This is a genomic window from Paenibacillus sp. FSL R10-2199 (assembly GCF_038000235.1).
Classification (GTDB): Bacteria; Bacillota; Bacilli; order Paenibacillales; family Paenibacillaceae; genus Paenibacillus_AQ; species Paenibacillus_AQ phytohabitans.
This window is the reverse complement of record NZ_JBBOBO010000001.1, coordinates 1,740,765-1,756,322: the sequence shown is the minus strand read 5'-3', so window position 1 is coordinate 1,756,322 and position 15,558 is coordinate 1,740,765. Positions and strand designations below refer to the sequence as shown.

General features: G+C 50.5%; 11 protein-coding genes, 14 tRNA genes and 4 rRNA genes. 2 read left to right on the top strand and 27 right to left on the bottom strand.

The features are described from left to right. Position 1: 1 nt before the first annotated feature. The 9 genes from NYE33_RS07845 to NYE33_RS07805 form a co-directional block, all read right to left on the bottom strand. A complete protein-coding gene (locus NYE33_RS07845) occupies positions 2–964 on the bottom strand; it encodes an XkdQ/YqbQ family protein (RefSeq protein ID WP_076247142.1) in 963 nt (320 codons plus the stop codon). 12 nt (positions 965–976) lie between these two features. Next, positions 977–1,723, bottom strand: a complete 747-nt coding sequence (locus tag NYE33_RS07840) for a LysM peptidoglycan-binding domain-containing protein (RefSeq protein WP_042140114.1) — start codon at positions 1,721–1,723, stop codon at positions 977–979. Position 1,724: 1 nt separating this feature from the next. Then, positions 1,725–3,557, bottom strand: coding sequence for a hypothetical protein (locus NYE33_RS07835; protein WP_341065336.1), 1,833 nt, complete (start codon positions 3,555–3,557; stop codon positions 1,725–1,727). A 192-nt stretch (positions 3,558–3,749) separates the two neighbouring features. Next, positions 3,750–4,172 (bottom strand): phage tail assembly chaperone, encoded by a 423-nt coding sequence (locus NYE33_RS07830; protein ID WP_039294170.1) that lies wholly within the window; start codon positions 4,170–4,172, stop codon positions 3,750–3,752. Positions 4,173–4,279: 107 nt separating this feature from the next. Then, positions 4,280–4,750: a phage tail tube protein gene (locus NYE33_RS07825; RefSeq protein ID WP_039294168.1), complete on the bottom strand. Its 471-nt coding sequence runs from the start codon at positions 4,748–4,750 to the stop codon at positions 4,280–4,282. A 1-nt stretch (position 4,751) separates the two neighbouring features. After that, positions 4,752–6,074 carry a phage tail sheath family protein gene (locus NYE33_RS07820; RefSeq protein ID WP_341065334.1) on the bottom strand — a complete coding sequence of 441 codons (1,323 nt, stop codon included), beginning with the start codon at positions 6,072–6,074 and terminating at the stop codon, positions 4,752–4,754. Continuing rightward, positions 6,074–6,280: a hypothetical protein gene (locus tag NYE33_RS07815; protein WP_042140117.1), complete on the bottom strand. Its 207-nt coding sequence runs from the start codon at positions 6,278–6,280 to the stop codon at positions 6,074–6,076. Before NYE33_RS07815 ends, NYE33_RS07820 begins: the two co-directional genes overlap by 1 nt. Beyond that, the gene (locus tag NYE33_RS07810) at positions 6,277–6,699 is read right to left on the bottom strand and encodes a phage tail terminator family protein (protein ID WP_341065327.1); all 423 of its coding nucleotides are present in this window, start codon (positions 6,697–6,699) and stop codon (positions 6,277–6,279) included. Before NYE33_RS07810 ends, NYE33_RS07815 begins: the two co-directional genes overlap by 4 nt. A 427-nt stretch (positions 6,700–7,126) precedes the next feature. Beyond that, entirely contained in the window at positions 7,127–7,609 is a 483-nt protein-coding gene (locus tag NYE33_RS07805; protein WP_042141716.1) for an ArpU family phage packaging/lysis transcriptional regulator, read from the bottom strand. 292 nt (positions 7,610–7,901) lie between these two features. Here NYE33_RS07805 and NYE33_RS07800 point away from each other — a divergent pair, with 292 nt between their 5' ends. Both NYE33_RS07800 and NYE33_RS07795 read left to right on the top strand, forming a co-directional pair. After that, entirely contained in the window at positions 7,902–8,345 is a 444-nt protein-coding gene (locus NYE33_RS07800; protein ID WP_039294154.1) for a helix-turn-helix domain-containing protein, read from the top strand. A 42-nt stretch (positions 8,346–8,387) separates the two neighbouring features. Next, positions 8,388–8,801 carry an ImmA/IrrE family metallo-endopeptidase gene (locus NYE33_RS07795; RefSeq protein ID WP_039294354.1) on the top strand — a complete coding sequence of 138 codons (414 nt, stop codon included), beginning with the start codon at positions 8,388–8,390 and terminating at the stop codon, positions 8,799–8,801. A 79-nt stretch (positions 8,802–8,880) separates the two neighbouring features. Here NYE33_RS07795 and NYE33_RS07790 read toward each other — a convergent pair. The 18 genes from NYE33_RS07790 to NYE33_RS07705 form a co-directional block, all read right to left on the bottom strand. Beyond that, positions 8,881–8,954, bottom strand: a tRNA-Pro gene (locus NYE33_RS07790). Positions 8,955–8,972: 18 nt separating this feature from the next. Continuing rightward, a tRNA-Gly gene (locus tag NYE33_RS07785) sits at positions 8,973–9,046 on the bottom strand. 12 nt (positions 9,047–9,058) lie between these two features. Further along, positions 9,059–9,132 (bottom strand) — tRNA-Pro (locus NYE33_RS07780). 13 nt (positions 9,133–9,145) lie between these two features. Next, a tRNA-Arg gene (locus NYE33_RS07775) sits at positions 9,146–9,222 on the bottom strand. Between the two features lie 8 nt (positions 9,223–9,230). After that, positions 9,231–9,305, bottom strand: a tRNA-Gly gene (locus NYE33_RS07770). Positions 9,306–9,312: 7 nt separating this feature from the next. After that, positions 9,313–9,396 (bottom strand) — tRNA-Leu (locus NYE33_RS07765). Positions 9,397–9,412: 16 nt separating this feature from the next. Beyond that, positions 9,413–9,485, bottom strand: a tRNA-Lys gene (locus tag NYE33_RS07760). Between the two features lie 5 nt (positions 9,486–9,490). Further along, a tRNA-Gln gene (locus NYE33_RS07755) sits at positions 9,491–9,564 on the bottom strand. 53 nt (positions 9,565–9,617) lie between these two features. Further along, positions 9,618–9,693, bottom strand: a tRNA-Val gene (locus NYE33_RS07750). 136 nt (positions 9,694–9,829) lie between these two features. After that, positions 9,830–9,904, bottom strand: a tRNA-Glu gene (locus NYE33_RS07745). Positions 9,905–9,916: 12 nt separating this feature from the next. After that, positions 9,917–9,992, bottom strand: a tRNA-Thr gene (locus NYE33_RS07740). A gap of 1 nt (position 9,993) precedes the next feature. After that, a tRNA-Asn gene (locus NYE33_RS07735) sits at positions 9,994–10,069 on the bottom strand. Positions 10,070–10,078: 9 nt separating this feature from the next. Next, a 5S ribosomal RNA gene (gene rrf, locus NYE33_RS07730) occupies positions 10,079–10,195 on the bottom strand. A 77-nt stretch (positions 10,196–10,272) separates the two neighbouring features. Beyond that, a 23S ribosomal RNA gene (locus tag NYE33_RS07725) occupies positions 10,273–13,203 on the bottom strand. 155 nt (positions 13,204–13,358) lie between these two features. Beyond that, a tRNA-Ala gene (locus NYE33_RS07720) sits at positions 13,359–13,434 on the bottom strand. A 29-nt stretch (positions 13,435–13,463) separates the two neighbouring features. Beyond that, positions 13,464–13,540 (bottom strand) — tRNA-Ile (locus NYE33_RS07715). A gap of 44 nt (positions 13,541–13,584) precedes the next feature. Further along, a 5S ribosomal RNA gene (gene rrf, locus NYE33_RS07710) occupies positions 13,585–13,701 on the bottom strand. A gap of 124 nt (positions 13,702–13,825) precedes the next feature. Then, a 16S ribosomal RNA gene (locus NYE33_RS07705) occupies positions 13,826–15,383 on the bottom strand. Together the 16S, 23S and 5S rRNA genes with 14 tRNA genes alongside form the textbook arrangement of a ribosomal RNA operon. Positions 15,384–15,558: the final 175 nt, after the last annotated feature.

Genomic DNA, 15,558 nt, shown 5'->3' with positions numbered 1-15,558 from the left:
TCTACACCACCTTAATGTCTAGGGACATCGTATGCTCCCCGCCTGAAATCTTATGGCTGCATTGGTCGACCAGAAACAGCTGCGTCTCAAAATCATCAAGCAGTACATAGATGAAATTCCCGGCCCGGACCCGAATATCACCAATCGCTTGTACAGAGAGGCTAAGCTTCTCGCGGTTATGCAGCTTGAGCAGATTGCCTGCCTTCTCCTGGATTTGCGCAGCATTCGCCTTGTCATCCGCCTTCTGGTACAGATGAAGAATTCCCCAGCGTTCCACATTTTCCTTATCCGTTGCCGGAAAAAACTCACGTTTGCCGGTTTCCTCATTGTCTTGATAGAGCAGGATCGTATTATACGTATCATCGTCAATGCTTCTTTTAAGCGAATAATCATACAGATAATGACCAGCACCAAGGATCACATTCAGCAGCATTGCCTGAGGCGCACGCAGGGTCAGCTTTCCGAAATCATCATAAAAAGCCATCAGCTGGCCCATATACTGCAGCTCGCTGCCGATGGCGCCCATAATAATATCAAGCAATTTTTTATTATCCTCGATCAGGGAGGGAATCGTGTACTTCGCCGGGTCCAGCACTCCGAGCCGAAGGCCATAGTCTGTTGCGACTTTGCGGATCAGCTCACTTGCAGTAATATCCTGCAGCACGTAGCTGCCGTTGCCCAGCAGATAACGGATCTGGTCATACGCCGTCAGCTTAATTTCCTGATTCGCTCCCGTATCGATGCTGAAGACGAATCCGTAGAATACATCAATCCCGTCTTTCCTGAACTGCACAATATCCCCGTTACTGATGCCGAACTTCGCATGCTGATAAATCCCGCTGTCCGCCAGCGTAAGCTCTAGTGTGGCAGGCTTTCCGGTACGCGTGGTTTTCCATGAGATATCAGTGGCAATCCCGGAAACATCCCAGATCGCGCCTTCTTTATTGATTACTATTAATTCCATCGCCATGGCCTCCTACGACAGCTTAATCACTCTGCCGATTTTAAGCTTCTTCAGTTCACTGTCCGGGATACTGTTAAGCTTTTGCAGAGTTTTGCTTTTGCTGCCGTCACCCAGGTGCTTTTGAGCAATAGACCAGAGGGTATCCCCGGCTTTGATCGTATAAGTGGCGGGAGCTGTCTTCTCGCTTGCCCGTTTCTGCTGCGTCTTCACTTCACCCTTGTTGTCAACCTTCATGGCTAACGCCTGGTAGAACACATATTTTTTGAGACCGATAGTATACTCGATATCCCCGGAAGAACCCGCACTCAGCTTCCAGGAGAAGCTTTCAATGCTGACCGCCATATTGATGCCAATGTCCCCGGTAAAAGTCTGCTGCGCCTGCGTATTCGCCTGCTTCAGCCAATCTGGAGTCTGCGTATCCTGCATATTCACCGCCTTCAGCCCCGAGAAAACAAACCGGACCGGCCTGCGGCTCAGCATCCATTTCCGGATCAGCTCCACATATTCATAGGGCTTCAGCAGCTTGCCGGCATTCTCTCCCGAATACACCACAAACGGATAATACTGAGCCGGAAAAATACTCTCAATGGTGATCTCCGTCAGCTTCGGATAGGCAATAGCATTGATCTCGCCAAAATCAATGACCGTATAGCTCTTGCTGTCGCCATTCTCTTTGATCTCGAGGGTCTCAGGGTTAACCGGAAGCCGGATCACCTCTTCATAGTTGTTGAAGCTAAGATAGAACCCATACTCCTCCATGTTACGTGTACACCCCCTGGGCCGTAGAGACAAATTCCTCTTTCAGCTTTTGCCCGATCTTCGTGATGATGGAGTCAATATCGCCGGAGTTATTAATATTACCCGTTGTTACCTGCACAGTTGGCGTCAACTCGACAAAATTCTGAATCGACTGAATCTCCGCCAGCTCCCGCAGCATGTCCAGGTCATCACTTGAGATATCCACCTTTTCATTAATAGAACCTACTTCGCCCACTTTGTTGACGCTGTTGATGTTCGCTGCAGCGGCTTGAGCAGGATTCTGGGATTTATCATCTTTAGGCTTAGCCTGATCCAGCTTGGTATTGAATTTATTGACTACAGCTAATGTTTTGTCCTTGTACTCCTCTACAGCCTGGACGGTATCCACAAATTTTTTCTTTGGGGTATTGTATACATCCTTAGTTGATGTAGGCTCTACCAGGGTACCTTGAGCATTCTTAACCATATCACTGAAGACATGCGGATTCTCTGCTTCAAGAAAGTTGGGTTTGAAATCGGCCAGAAATTCAAAACCGGGGAATTTGCTTAACCACCCTGCCATAACTTGAATTCCCTTAAGTACAAAATTGATGCCTTCTGCTATGGCCTTTACGAAACCGCCTGCAAAGCTTTCAACACCTAACGCCATTTGGTAAATGAAGCCCAGGAAATTCGTGGCTAGGTCATAAAACAGCTTCTGAACCGCATATGTCGGATCAATAAACAAGTTACGGAAGAAGTCTGCAAATGAAACGAAGTTATTATAGAGACCGATAACAAAATTCTCTATCGTTGCCCGCAGCCAGCCAAAAGCTCCCCCGATAAAAGCCACTACCTCGTTTACGGACACACCTGCTTGTTGAAGAATATAGATAAGCAGCGCTACAGCCGCAACAATTAAAAGGATCGGCCACATGCCTACAAGCCACGCGGCAGCAAGATTATATAACTGCACAATCATTGCAGCTATGAAGACAATGGCAATGGCCGCAAGGATCGGCCCTACAACATCCCAGTTCTCCTGGAACGCTGTAAACATATACAAGATGCCATTTACAACTTCTCCAATCACAGCAGCTATTACCAAGAATGCATTCGCGATCAGATTTAGTGCAGTAGACATTCCTTCAGACTGAAATGCATTATTCAAGGTATCCAGAATCGGACGCAACGCAACGATGGCTTTTTGACCCATCATTTCAACTGCGCTATCCATGTTGCCCTGCAGCTTGTTCCATTTCCCCTTATCTTCTTCCGTTGCGTTCGCAGCTATCGCTTTCGTACCCAGAGACTTAACCTTATCGAACACACCGCCAAGGTCCAGTGAACCCAAGGAGTCCTTCGTTTTGGAGAGGAATCCCGGCTCCGCTGCTTTCCGTGCCTTTTCTGCTGCCTTTTGTTCCTTTTCCGCTGCAGCTTCCTTCTTCTTGTTCTGCATATAACCTATGGCTTTATCCCCAACGTAAGTGATTAGTTCGAATCCGCCTACGTCCAGTGCCTTCATTATTTTTTGAACTTCACCCATGAATCCGCTTTTGGCATTCCGGACATCGTTATTATCCGGATCGTCATCGTTAGAACTGCCCGCAGAGCGGCGGGACCTGGAAGAGTCACCTTCATCCGCGATCCGTCTGGCCGCTTCCTGAGACTGCATGAACCCTTCCATGAAAGACTTGTTTTTCTCTTCATACACCCGCTCCAGTATCTGCTGCAGATCACCCAGCGAGTGGCTGGCCCGGTTAAAATTCTGGTTCAGCCGGTCCCACTGTGAGTTCACATTTTGCCAGACGGTTAATGCTGTTACGGGAACCAATGCTGTACTCGTAATTTCCATTCATTCACCCCCTTCATCTCTTCTTCCCCTTACTCCGGGCGCGCTCCCGCTTCTCCTTGTCCACGCGCACAGCAATCATGGCATAGATCGCCGCACGTTCGCGGACGGAGAGCTTCATCAGCTCATGCGGCAGAATATGCAGCTCGTGGAGGGCGTAGTAGGCCAGATTGGCCTCACCATCGCCCTCGTTGATTAGTTTTTTACGTCATCTACCAGCTCGTTCATATCTGTAGCGAAGCCGTTCAGGGCCTGTACCCGCTCTCCAAGCGCCGCGAACTCACCGGGCAGCAGCATTTTGCGCAGCAGTGATTCGGCCCCCATCACCCCATAAGAACGCTGCAGCTCGGTATTCTTCAGATCCGGATGCACTACGCTTGCTGTCATCAGCTTGGCCATATACTCATTGGGATCAATCTCTGTGGTGTAGGTGCCGTTCTTTCCTTTGACCTTGCGGGTTGCGGCTTTGCGGCATTCCTGGTTCTCATCCTCATTCATGCTGCGCAGCTTCCAGACGGCAGCTTTACCTTCCTTATCCTTGAAACGTTGCGAGACCACAAACTCCTCTGTTGTATCACATGCCGCATTTTGTGCAAAAAACAAACTTAATTCACTCATGTTGTTCCTCCCGGATTCTTATTGTGTATCAACAAAAGAAGAGACCCGCCGGCATATAATACGCCCGGGTCTTTCCAGCTGTTGTCTATGGATATGCCTGCTTAATCTTATTGGCCGGAATTTGCCGGGGCACTGAAGGGCTGAACCAATTCCACATCCTCAAAGGTAAAGCTGACCTCTTCCTCAAGCGCATCCGATTCCGTATCCAGCGAGGCCATAATGACACTGTCCAGATTAACATCCTTCAGCATGATGCGCTGCGCGCCAACTGTAGAGGACGGATCTTCATTCGTCACAATAATACTGAAATATTGGTCAATCCCCGTCTTCATGTATTCCAGCATCATTTGGCGGAAACGGCTCGTCATATAGAAAATCGTCATCGTACCGCTGCCCGACCATCCGGTTGCCTTATGCTGCACCCCGCGGCGGCCAAGCGTTTTCACTTCCGCCTTCTGCTTCTCCACCGTGGCCTCCAGCGTTTTTACATAGAACATTTCTTCCGTCTGTCCGTTAATTGTGGCATAGGCCCGGCCCTCCTGGCCGGATAGCGTATCGCTGGCTTTCAAGAATGTCATCTTAAACCACCTTCACTTTCATATATACTTTTTCTACGGAATCCACCGGCTTCACAGCCACATCCAGTACAACACTGTCACTGTCCGCTCCCGGGGTAACTACAATATCGCTCTGTGCGTTGAAGTTCTCAATCGCCCCCAGGTTCTGCAGATCATTCATATAGGTAACGCACTGCGACCAGAACAGCGCACGCCCGTCTTCATTATTCGGCAATTTACCGATGAAGTAATTCTCAAAAATCCGCTTCAAATCTCCGGCGATTCCATCCAGCACGCGCAGCACACGGTTCTTGGAGAATGCCTTCCCCTTGTCTGGTAAAAAGGAAGTGAACGTGTTGATATCCTGCTCGACCACAGCCCGGCCGCCATTATACGTAAAGAGCAGTTCACCGTCTGTAAGCGCGGCTACGGTCTCGGAATGGCTGAAGCGCACATCCGCGTCAACGGCATCATCATAGGCCTGATAAGTCAGAGATTCGTTCACTGCAGCGGCGGCAGTAGCACCGGCTACCCAAGCCACGGCATGCGCTTTATCCACCACGGTTCCATCACTCAGCACTACACCGTTTGCCACACTGATAATGCCCTCATGGTCAGCCGTAGCATAATCGGACAATACCGCCTGGACCTTCTTGCCTTCCGTATTGCGCAGACGCTTCACATAAGCGCTATATAGCGCCTTGAGTGTGTTATCCCCGGATACCAGCCCCACAGTCTGGAAGTCCTGAACCTCCAGCGCCGCCAGGAAGTCGCTATGTTCTGCATTCGTTACCGTACCATTCGCACCGCTTACAAGCGGCATTCCAGCTGTTAATGTCAGCGCACCGGGTCCATTCGGCTTAAATTCTACATAGTCGTTCGCAGTCAGCCCGGCAGCCGCAGCTACTGTCTGCTTGTCCACCTCTGTATTCTCAAGCAAAGTCCGCACATCGAACTGAGCGTTGTCGTCGATATTCTTTTCGATAACGATCTTGAGTGCGTTTCCGCGTTCCCCGCCATACAGCGCTGTAGCCTGAACCCCGTTATTGGTGACAGTAGCCTTAACTCCCTGATTCAAGCGGTAGAGCAGCAGCGTACCTGCCCGTTTCAGCACCTCTCTTACCGGCAGCAGCTGCGAATCTGTCAGATCAAACCCTAGCTTCTGCTTGAAATCATCCTGGGCAGTAAGCTTAAGAATGACTCCAGCTTGTCCCCAAGGCAGCGTAAGCGCCAGGGCCGCCGTACCGCGTTCCCCCATTTTACCTGACACGCTTCCGTTCGAAGCCACATTTACATATACCCCCGGACGCACCTTGTTTTGTGTTGTCCATGTTCCTCCAGCCATTAGATAACCTCCTTATTTAGATAAAGCTCCATTAATTGCTTAACCTCTTCCAGGGTGTAGCTCCCGCTCTCTTGCAGAACTACTTCCAGTACATCTTTTTCCTTCGGCGTGTATACGACAGAACCCATAATCTGCTTCTTGCCAAAAGCATTCTGCTCTTCCCCGCCCCGCTTCAGCTCACTTGCATTCGTTTCCTTTGAACTCATTTCAGCCGTGCTCCTTCTGTGAAGTGACCCATCAGTTCTGACTCGCCCTGCGGCTGCTTCTGCTTCTGGAGATAGAGCATATAGTCCACTGTGAACAGCGGCCCATGTCCCTCTGCTCCTGCCTCCCATGACTGGCGAATCACACGAAAAGAAGAATTCCCGCTTTCCCTGGCCGCCAGCGCTTCACACAAGCCGTCCGCCATGCTCTCTGCATCCAGCAGACTTCCCTGCTCGTAGCGGATACCGAAACGGTACACCGCCATGTATCTGCCTTCACGCTGCCGGTCGTAGGTTGCTGAGATGAGCCCCGGTTTGAAGTAGGCTGACTGCGGCTTGTCCCCTTCCACATAGACAGGTACATCCGGATAATACTCTGCCAGCGCATCTGTGATGTTCTCCCGCAATTGTTGTACAGTCATGATTTCATTCCTCTCATGATTAGTTGTGATAATCCCTCCCCCCTTCCTTGAAATTACAAACGGATACTTTCCTGACAAGAATAATATCCGCCTTGTATTAGGCAACTGCTGAAGGAACTTTCACCACACTTGTGCCTCAGCCCCCAAGGGACTGTATCTTGTAGAGCATTCATGCTCCTGCGGTGTCCTTCTGCTTCATTTGCCATGTTATAAATATAGACCCTTTGAATCCTTGCGCAGACGCTATTATAGAGGAGAAAGGACTAACTTCCGGAGACCCTTGGGATGAAAAAAGGAGGTACCAGTGGTGCCGCAAAAAAAGCCGCATCACCCATTGGGCAACACGGCTTCGTGTACTTCTTATTATCTAAACAACCGAATCTCCAAACTATTTCTGCGAAAAGGTTCAGCTTCAGCAGACAGTCTGCTATTTCTCTTTCCGGGTCCCTGATGTTTTCTCTAGCGAAGCTAATGACAACAACTGCAGATCTGCGAGCGCCAGCGCCATCTTATAGAACGCCTTCGACCTTATTTTCACATAAGTGTCCTTGCTCACCGGGGGATCAAACACATGATTATAGATCGTGTAGTCGTAGCTCTCCTCTCTGCGCAAGTAACGCTCCCGCACAAGCTGCTGTTCTCTAAGTGTAAGTCTCTCTACTACGGAATCTATCATTGCACAGTATGCTCTTCTTGCAGCTGGCACATCCACATTATGAGTTGCTATGGCCGCCGTCTGATCCGTAACCGAGTTAGTCGCGCCATGGAATCTTTCCGTATAGGAGTACGTAATCCCGGCCTCTTTAGCCTCGAAAGTTACGGTCTTAAAAATACGGTATTTCTCCAGCATATTCTCTATAGTGACCTGAGTAAGACGGCGGTCAAGCTCGGGCAGCGAAGCTAGAATCATCATGTTAACCACTCCTTTTGATGTCATACAGATTTGAGAACTTTATTGCGGACCTTTCCAGCGAAATGTGGTAGAATTCTACTTGTTCGTATGTTGTTCGCATTTTTCAATAATATACCACTTATCTGCCAATTCCGTAAAATGCCATTTAGGCCCGTTTTAGAGCATAAACAAGCTATATTCATTATTTATCTTACCTTTTGGCAATAATAGCCGCTTTATTGTTTACCTATTGGCATAAATAGCTTATATTAATAGCAACAGCTTATTAGGTGATAAGGAGTGGTTAACGATGGCAGAGGAATTCGGGAACTATCTGAAACAGCTACGGGAAGGAAAGGGACTGACAATCAATCAGTTGGCATCCCTTGCCGGGATTAGCGGAGCACAAATTTCGCGGATAGAGAATGGACTGCGGGGCGTCCCTAAGCCGGCTACACTGCGTAAGATTGCTGAAGCGACCGATGTCTCTTATGAGGAGCTTATGGGCCATGCCGGTCATTTAACCGAATCACAGAGCAGTACTGGAGGGTCAGTGCCCGCATGGGCTACGAGTAAGGATAAACGGGATTTCCGTCAAATGCTTGAGGATGATGGCGAGCTGATGTTCGACGGAATCCCACTGAACAAGGAGGATAAGCAGCGGATCAAGGATGTATTAACAGGCCTATTCTGGGAGGCCAAGCAGATGAACAAAAGAACCAAGCCCAAGCACGATTCAGGTACGAAGGAATAGCCAGGCAATCATACAACTATTAACATGCTGCGGGTGAAGAATATGGATGAGCTAATCAAGCGTCTGGTCAAAAAATATAAAACCAACAACCCCTTCGAGCTGGCTGGGGCCCTCGGCATTCACATCAGATTCATCAATCTGGGCGAAGGCACCAAGGGCTTGTATTACCGTAAGTTAAGAAGAAGGTTTATCGTCATTCATAATGAGCTGCCTCTGGAGTGGCAGCGGTTTGTATGTGCGCATGAATTGGCTCATGACCGTCTGCATAAAGGGGTCAACCGTTTTTTTCTGGAGGAAAACTCTTTTTTCTCACCGGGGAAGCTGGAGCGTCAGGCCAATATATTCGCAGTGAAGCTGCTATCCGCTGGAACTTCTATCGAGCAGGATGAATCTTTACAGAGCTATTATGCAAGGATCGGCATCCCGGCAGAGGTTGTCTTTTTTTTAGACGATTAAAGGAACATATGTTCCTTTAATAACGCAACAAAAAACTCTTACCGAAGTAAGAGTTCATTGCCAGCTATTAGCTGTGTTATCGGGATGACACGATTTGAACATGCGACCCCCTGGTCCCAAACCAGGTGCTCTACCAAGCTGAGCTACATCCCGAAACTATGAAATTTAATATGGAGCGGGTGATGGGAATCGAACCCACGCTATCAGCTTGGAAGGCTGAAGTTCTACCATTGAACTACACCCGCAAAGGTGAAATATCGGGATGACACGATTTGAACATGCGACCCCCTGGTCCCAAACCAGGTGCTCTACCAAGCTGAGCTACATCCCGATGAAGTTATAAATGGCGCGCCCTGAGAGATTCGAACTCCCGACCTTTTGATTCGTAGTCAAACGCTCTATCCAGCTGAGCTAAGGGCGCAAAAATTATGGAGCGGACGACGGGAATCGAACCCGCGACCCTCGCCTTGGCAAGGCGATGCTCTACCGCTGAGCCACGTCCGCAAACAAGTGGTGCGCGTGAAGGGACTTGAACCCCCACGTCTTACGACGCCAGATCCTAAGTCTGGTGCGTCTGCCATTCCGCCACACGCGCATAAAACTAATAAAAGTGAGCCATGAAGGACTCGAACCTTCGACACCCTGATTAAAAGTCAGGTGCTCTACCAACTGAGCTAATGGCTCGCAATTGGCAGGGGATATAGGATTCGAACCTATGATGACGGAGTCAGAGTCCGTTGCCTTACCGCTTGGCGAATCCCCTACAATAGATACCTATATAATGCCCACAATCTCCCACAAATATCAAGAAAATTATGGTGGAGGCTGAGGGGTTCGAACCCCCGACCCTCTGCTTGTAAGGCAGATGCTCTCCCAGCTGAGCTAAGCCTCCATATGTATGGTGACCCAAAGGGGTATAAAAATTGGTGACCCGTATGGGATACTCTTCACTCCGTTACGAGATTGCGAAGTATTCCTCACGAAGCCTATGCTTCAACGAACCCTGGGAATTCTCATCCCATAAAAATTGGTGACCCGTATGGGATTCGAACCCATGTTACCTCCGTGAAAGGGAGGTGTCTTAACCCCTTGACCAACGGGCCTTAGTAAATCTGTGGAGCTCTCAACCGGATTCGAACCGGTGACCTCTTCCTTACCATGGAAGCACTCTACCTGCTGAGCTATGAGAGCATGGCTCCCCGAACAGGACTCGAACCTGTGACAACTCGATTAACAGTCGAGTGCTCTACCAACTGAGCTATCAGGGAATATTGTCCGCTTGGCAGCGTCCTACTCTCCCAGGACCCTTCGGTCCAAGTACCATCGGCGCTGGAGGGCTTAACGGTCGTGTTCGGGATGGGTACGCGTGGAACCCCTCCGCTATCGCCACCAAACGGGCATTTACAGCGTAAATGCTTCAGGAATTGATTCCTGAAAACTGAATCCGAAACGAATCTGCGCTCTAAAAAATTTGGATAAGCCCTCGACCGATTAGTATTGGTCAGCTCCATGCATTGCTGCACTTCCACCTCCAACCTATCTACCTCGTCGTCTTCAAGGGGTCTTACTAATTGGGAAATCTCATCTTGAGGGGGGCTTCACGCTTAGATGCTTTCAGCGCTTATCCCGTCCGTACGTAGCTACTCAGCCATGCTCCTGGCGGAACAACTGATGCACCAGCGGTACGTCCATCCCGGTCCTCTCGTACTAAGGACAGCTCCTCTCAAATTTCCTGCGCCCACGACAGATAGGGACCGAACTGTCTCACGACGTTCTGAACCCAGCTCGCGTACCGCTTTAATGGGCGAACAGCCCAACCCTTGGGACCTACTTCAGCCCCAGGATGCGATGAGCCGACATCGAGGTGCCAAACCTCCCCGTCGATGTGGACTCTTGGGGGAGATAAGCCTGTTATCCCCAGGGTAGCTTTTATCCGTTGAGCGATGGCCCTTCCATGCGGTACCACCGGATCACTAAGTCCGACTTTCGTCCCTGCTCGACTTGTAGGTCTCGCAGTCAAGCTCCCTTATGCCTTTGCACTCTGCGAATGATTTCCAACCATTCTGAGGGAACCTTTGAACGCCTCCGTTACTCTTTAGGAGGCGACCGCCCCAGTCAAACTGCCCGCCTGACACGGTCCCCGTACCCGATTAGGGCACTAGGTTAGAACCTAGATACGATCAGGGTGGTATCCCAACGGCGCCTCCGCAGAAGCTTGCGCTCCTGCCTCACCGGCTCCCACCTATCCTGTACAGATCGTACCCAAATTCAATATCAAGCTGCAGTAAAGCTCCATGGGGTCTTTCCGTCTTGTCGCGGGTAACCTGCATCTTCACAGGTATTAAAATTTCACCGGATCTCTCGTTGAGACAGCGCCCAAGTCGTTACGCCATTCGTGCGGGTCAGAATTTACCTGACAAGGAATTTCGCTACCTTAGGACCGTTATAGTTACGGCCGCCGTTTACTGGGGCTTCGGTTCACAGCTTCGGGTTTAACCCCTAACCACTCCCCTTAACCTTCCAGCACCGGGCAGGCGTCAGCCCGTATACTTCGCCTTGCGGCTTCGCACAGACCTGTGTTTTTGCTAAACAGTCGCTTGGGCCTTTTCACTGCGGCCCCCTCGGGCTATTCACCCTACCGAGGCACCTCTTCTCCCGAAGTTACGAGGTCATTTTGCCGAGTTCCTTAACGAGAGTTCTTCCGCGCGCCTTAGAATTCTCTTCTCGCCTACCTGTGTCGGTTTGCGGTACGGGCACCTTCTCCTGGCTAGAGGCTTTTCTTGGCAGTGTGAGATCATGACCTTCGCTACTACAATTTTCGCTCCCCATCACAGCCCAGCCTTAGTGATGTGCGGATTTGCCTACACATCAGCCTCACTGCTTAGACGGACATATCCATCAGTCCGCGTCACTACCCTCCTGCGTCACCCCATCGCTCATAGCGGATTACGGTGGTACAGTAATTTCAAACTGTTGTCCTTCGACTACGCCTTTCGGCCTCGCCTTAGGTCCCGACTTACCCTGAGCGGACGAGCCTTCCTCAGGAAACCTTGGGCTTTCGGCGGATCAGATTCTCACTGATCTTTTCGTTACTCATACCGGCATTCTCACTTGTATGCTGTCCAGCGCTCCTTACGGTACACCTTCAACCTGCATACAACGCTCCCCTACCCCAGATGCAAAGCATCTAGCCATAGCTTCGGTGGTGTGTTTAGCCCCGTTACATTTTCGGCGCAGAGTCACTCGACCAGTGAGCTATTACGCACTCTTTCAATGGTGGCTGCTTCTAAGCCAACATCCTGGTTGTCTGTGCAACTCCACATCCTTTCCCACTTAACACACACTTGGGGACCTTAGCTGATGGTCTGGGCTGTTTCCCTTTTGACAATGGATCTTAGCACTCACTGTCTGACTCCCGGCAAGAAGTTAATGGCATTCGGAGTTTGACTGAGCTTGGTAACCCTTGCGGGCCCCGCACCCAATCAGTGCTCTACCTCCACCACTCCATTCACCGAGGCTAGCCCTAAAGCTATTTCGGGGAGAACCAGCTATCTCCGAGTTCGATTGGAATTTCTCCGCTACCCCCACCTCATCCCCGCATTTTTCAACATGCGTGGGTTCGGGCCTCCAGTGCGTGTTACCGCACCTTCACCCTGGACAGGGGTAGATCACACGGTTTCGGGTCTACGTCCACATACTCAATCGCCCTATTCAGACTCGCTTTCGCTGCGGCTCCGGCTTCTCACCTTAACCTTGCATGTTAAACGTAACTCGCCGGTTCATTCTACAAAAGGCACGCCATCACCCATAGATCGGGCTCTGACTTTTTGTAAGCACACGGTTTCAGGTTCTATTTCACTCCCCTTCCGGGGTGCTTTTCACCTTTCCCTCACGGTACTGTTTCACTATCGGTCGCCAGGTAGTATTTAGCCTTAGCAGATGGTCCTGCTGGATTCATACGGGGTTTCACGTGCCCCGCACTACTCGGGATCCGTCTCGGAGAGAACACAGTTTAGGCTACAGGGCTTTTACCTCTATCGCGGGCCTTTCCAGACCTCTTCGCCTACCATATTCCTTTGTAACTCCATGTGAGACGTCCCACAACCCCAAGAGGCAAGCCCCTTGGTTTAGGCTGTTCCGCGTTCGCTCGCCGCTACTGACGGAATCACTATTGTTTTCTCTTCCTCAGGGTACTTAGATGTTTCAGTTCCCCTGGTCTGCCTCTGCGTATCCTATGTATTCAGATACGAGTAACTGCGAATTACCACAGCTGGGTTTCCCCATTCGGACACCCCCGGATCAAAGCTTGCTTACAGCTCCCCGAGGCAGTTTCGTTGTTCGCCACGTCCTTCGTCGGCTCCTGGCGCCTAGGCATCCTCCGTGTGCTCTTATTAGCTTAACCAATGCGTTTTCCGTTAGGAAAATCGCTGTAGCAACTAATAACTATTTCAACTTGCTTACACAAGTTTCAGCTAAAAGATGTTCTAAAACGCAAATTCGTTTCGGTATCCAGTTTTCAAGGATCAAGTTCTTGCATATAATCTTGTAAAGAAGTATTGGTGGAGCCAAGCGGGATCGAACCGCTGACCTCCTGCTTGCAAGGCAGGCGCTCTCCCAGCTGAGCTATGGCCCCATAGAGGTATTCAATTCTAAAACGTTATATGGTGGGCCTTGGTGGACTCGAACCACCGACCTCACCCTTATCAGAGGTGCGCTCTAACCAACTGAGCTAAAAGCCCATATAACAGATAACATTGTGAATCAACCAATAAATTGATTGTTCGCTTGGCGGCGTCCTACTCTCCCAGGACCCTTCGGTCCAAGTACCATCGGCGCTGGAGGGCTTAACGGTCGTGTTCGGGATGGGTACGTGTGGAACCCCTCCGCTATCGCCACCAAACGCATACGAAAGAGACTTGCTCTTTCAAAACTGAACACGAGTGAGTGTCCGAACCCGAAGGTTCTATTATGGAAGCTTAGCTTCCGATTTGAATGTCACCGTTGCAGGTGACGATTCTCCATAGAAAGGAGGTGATCCAGCCGCACCTTCCGATACGGCTACCTTGTTACGACTTCACCCCAATCATCTACCCCACCTTCGGCGGCTGGCTCCCTTGCGGGTTACCCCACCGACTTCGGGTGTTGTAAACTCTCGTGGTGTGACGGGCGGTGTGTACAAGACCCGGGAACGTATTCACCGCGGCATGCTGATCCGCGATTACTAGCAATTCCGACTTCATGCAGGCGAGTTGCAGCCTGCAATCCGAACTGAGACCGGCTTTGCTGGGATTGGCTCCACCTCGCGGTTTCGCTTCCCGTTGTACCGGCCATTGTAGTACGTGTGTAGCCCAGGTCATAAGGGGCATGATGATTTGACGTCATCCCCACCTTCCTCCGGTTTGTCACCGGCAGTCACTCTAGAGTGCCCAGCCTTACCTGCTGGCAACTAAAGTCAAGGGTTGCGCTCGTTGCGGGACTTAACCCAACATCTCACGACACGAGCTGACGACAACCATGCACCACCTGTCTCCGATGCTCCGAAGAGGGGCACTATCTCTAATGCTTTCATCGGGATGTCAAGACCTGGTAAGGTTCTTCGCGTTGCTTCGAATTAAACCACATACTCCACTGCTTGTGCGGGTCCCCGTCAATTCCTTTGAGTTTCAGTCTTGCGACCGTACTCCCCAGGCGGAGTGCTTACTGTGTTAACTTCGGCACCAAGGGTATCGAAACCCCTAACACCTAGCACTCATCGTTTACGGCGTGGACTACCAGGGTATCTAATCCTGTTTGCTCCCCACGCTTTCGCGCCTCAGCGTCAGTTACAGCCCAGAAAGTCGCCTTCGCCACTGGTGTTCCTCCACATATCTACGCATTTCACCGCTACACGTGGAATTCCACTTTCCTCTTCTGTACTCAAGTCACCCAGTTTCCAGTGCGACCCCAGGTTGAGCCCAAGGTTTAAACACCAGACTTAAATGACCGCCTGCGCGCGCTTTACGCCCAATAATTCCGGACAACGCTTGCCCCCTACGTATTACCGCGGCTGCTGGCACGTAGTTAGCCGGGGCTTTCTTCTCAGGTACCGTCACTCCGGTAGCAGTTACTCTACCGGACGTTCTTCCCTGGCAACAGAGCTTTACGATCCGAAAACCTTCATCACTCACGCGGCATTGCTCCGTCAGGCTTTCGCCCATTGCGGAAGATTCCCTACTGCTGCCTCCCGTAGGAGTCTGGGCCGTGTCTCAGTCCCAGTGTGGCCGTTCACCCTCTCAGGTCGGCTACGCATCGTCGCCTTGGTGAGCCGTTACCCCACCAACTAGCTAATGCGCCGCAGGCCCATCCCCAAGTGGCAGATTGCTCCGCCTTTCATTCTCTCTTCAGGAGAGGAAAGAAATTATCCGGTATTAGCTACCGTTTCCGGTAGTTATCCCAGTCTTGAGGGCAGGTTGCCTACGTGTTACTCACCCGTCCGCCGCTAAGCATGAATGGAAGCAAGCTTCCATTCAAACTCCGCTCGACTTGCATGTATTAGGCATGCCGCCAGCGTTCGTCCTGAGCCAGGATCAAACTCTCCAAATTGTATTTAGAAAGAGCGATTGCTCATTTTGAAACATCTGACGAGAATTTTCATTCTCTTTTTTGGAAGTCACTTTCGTGATTTCCTACTCACTCGTTGTTCAGTTTTCAAAGATCAATGTCTCATCTTAGCTCTTCACCGCATCTCAGCGGCGACCTTTATAATATATCATAGTGT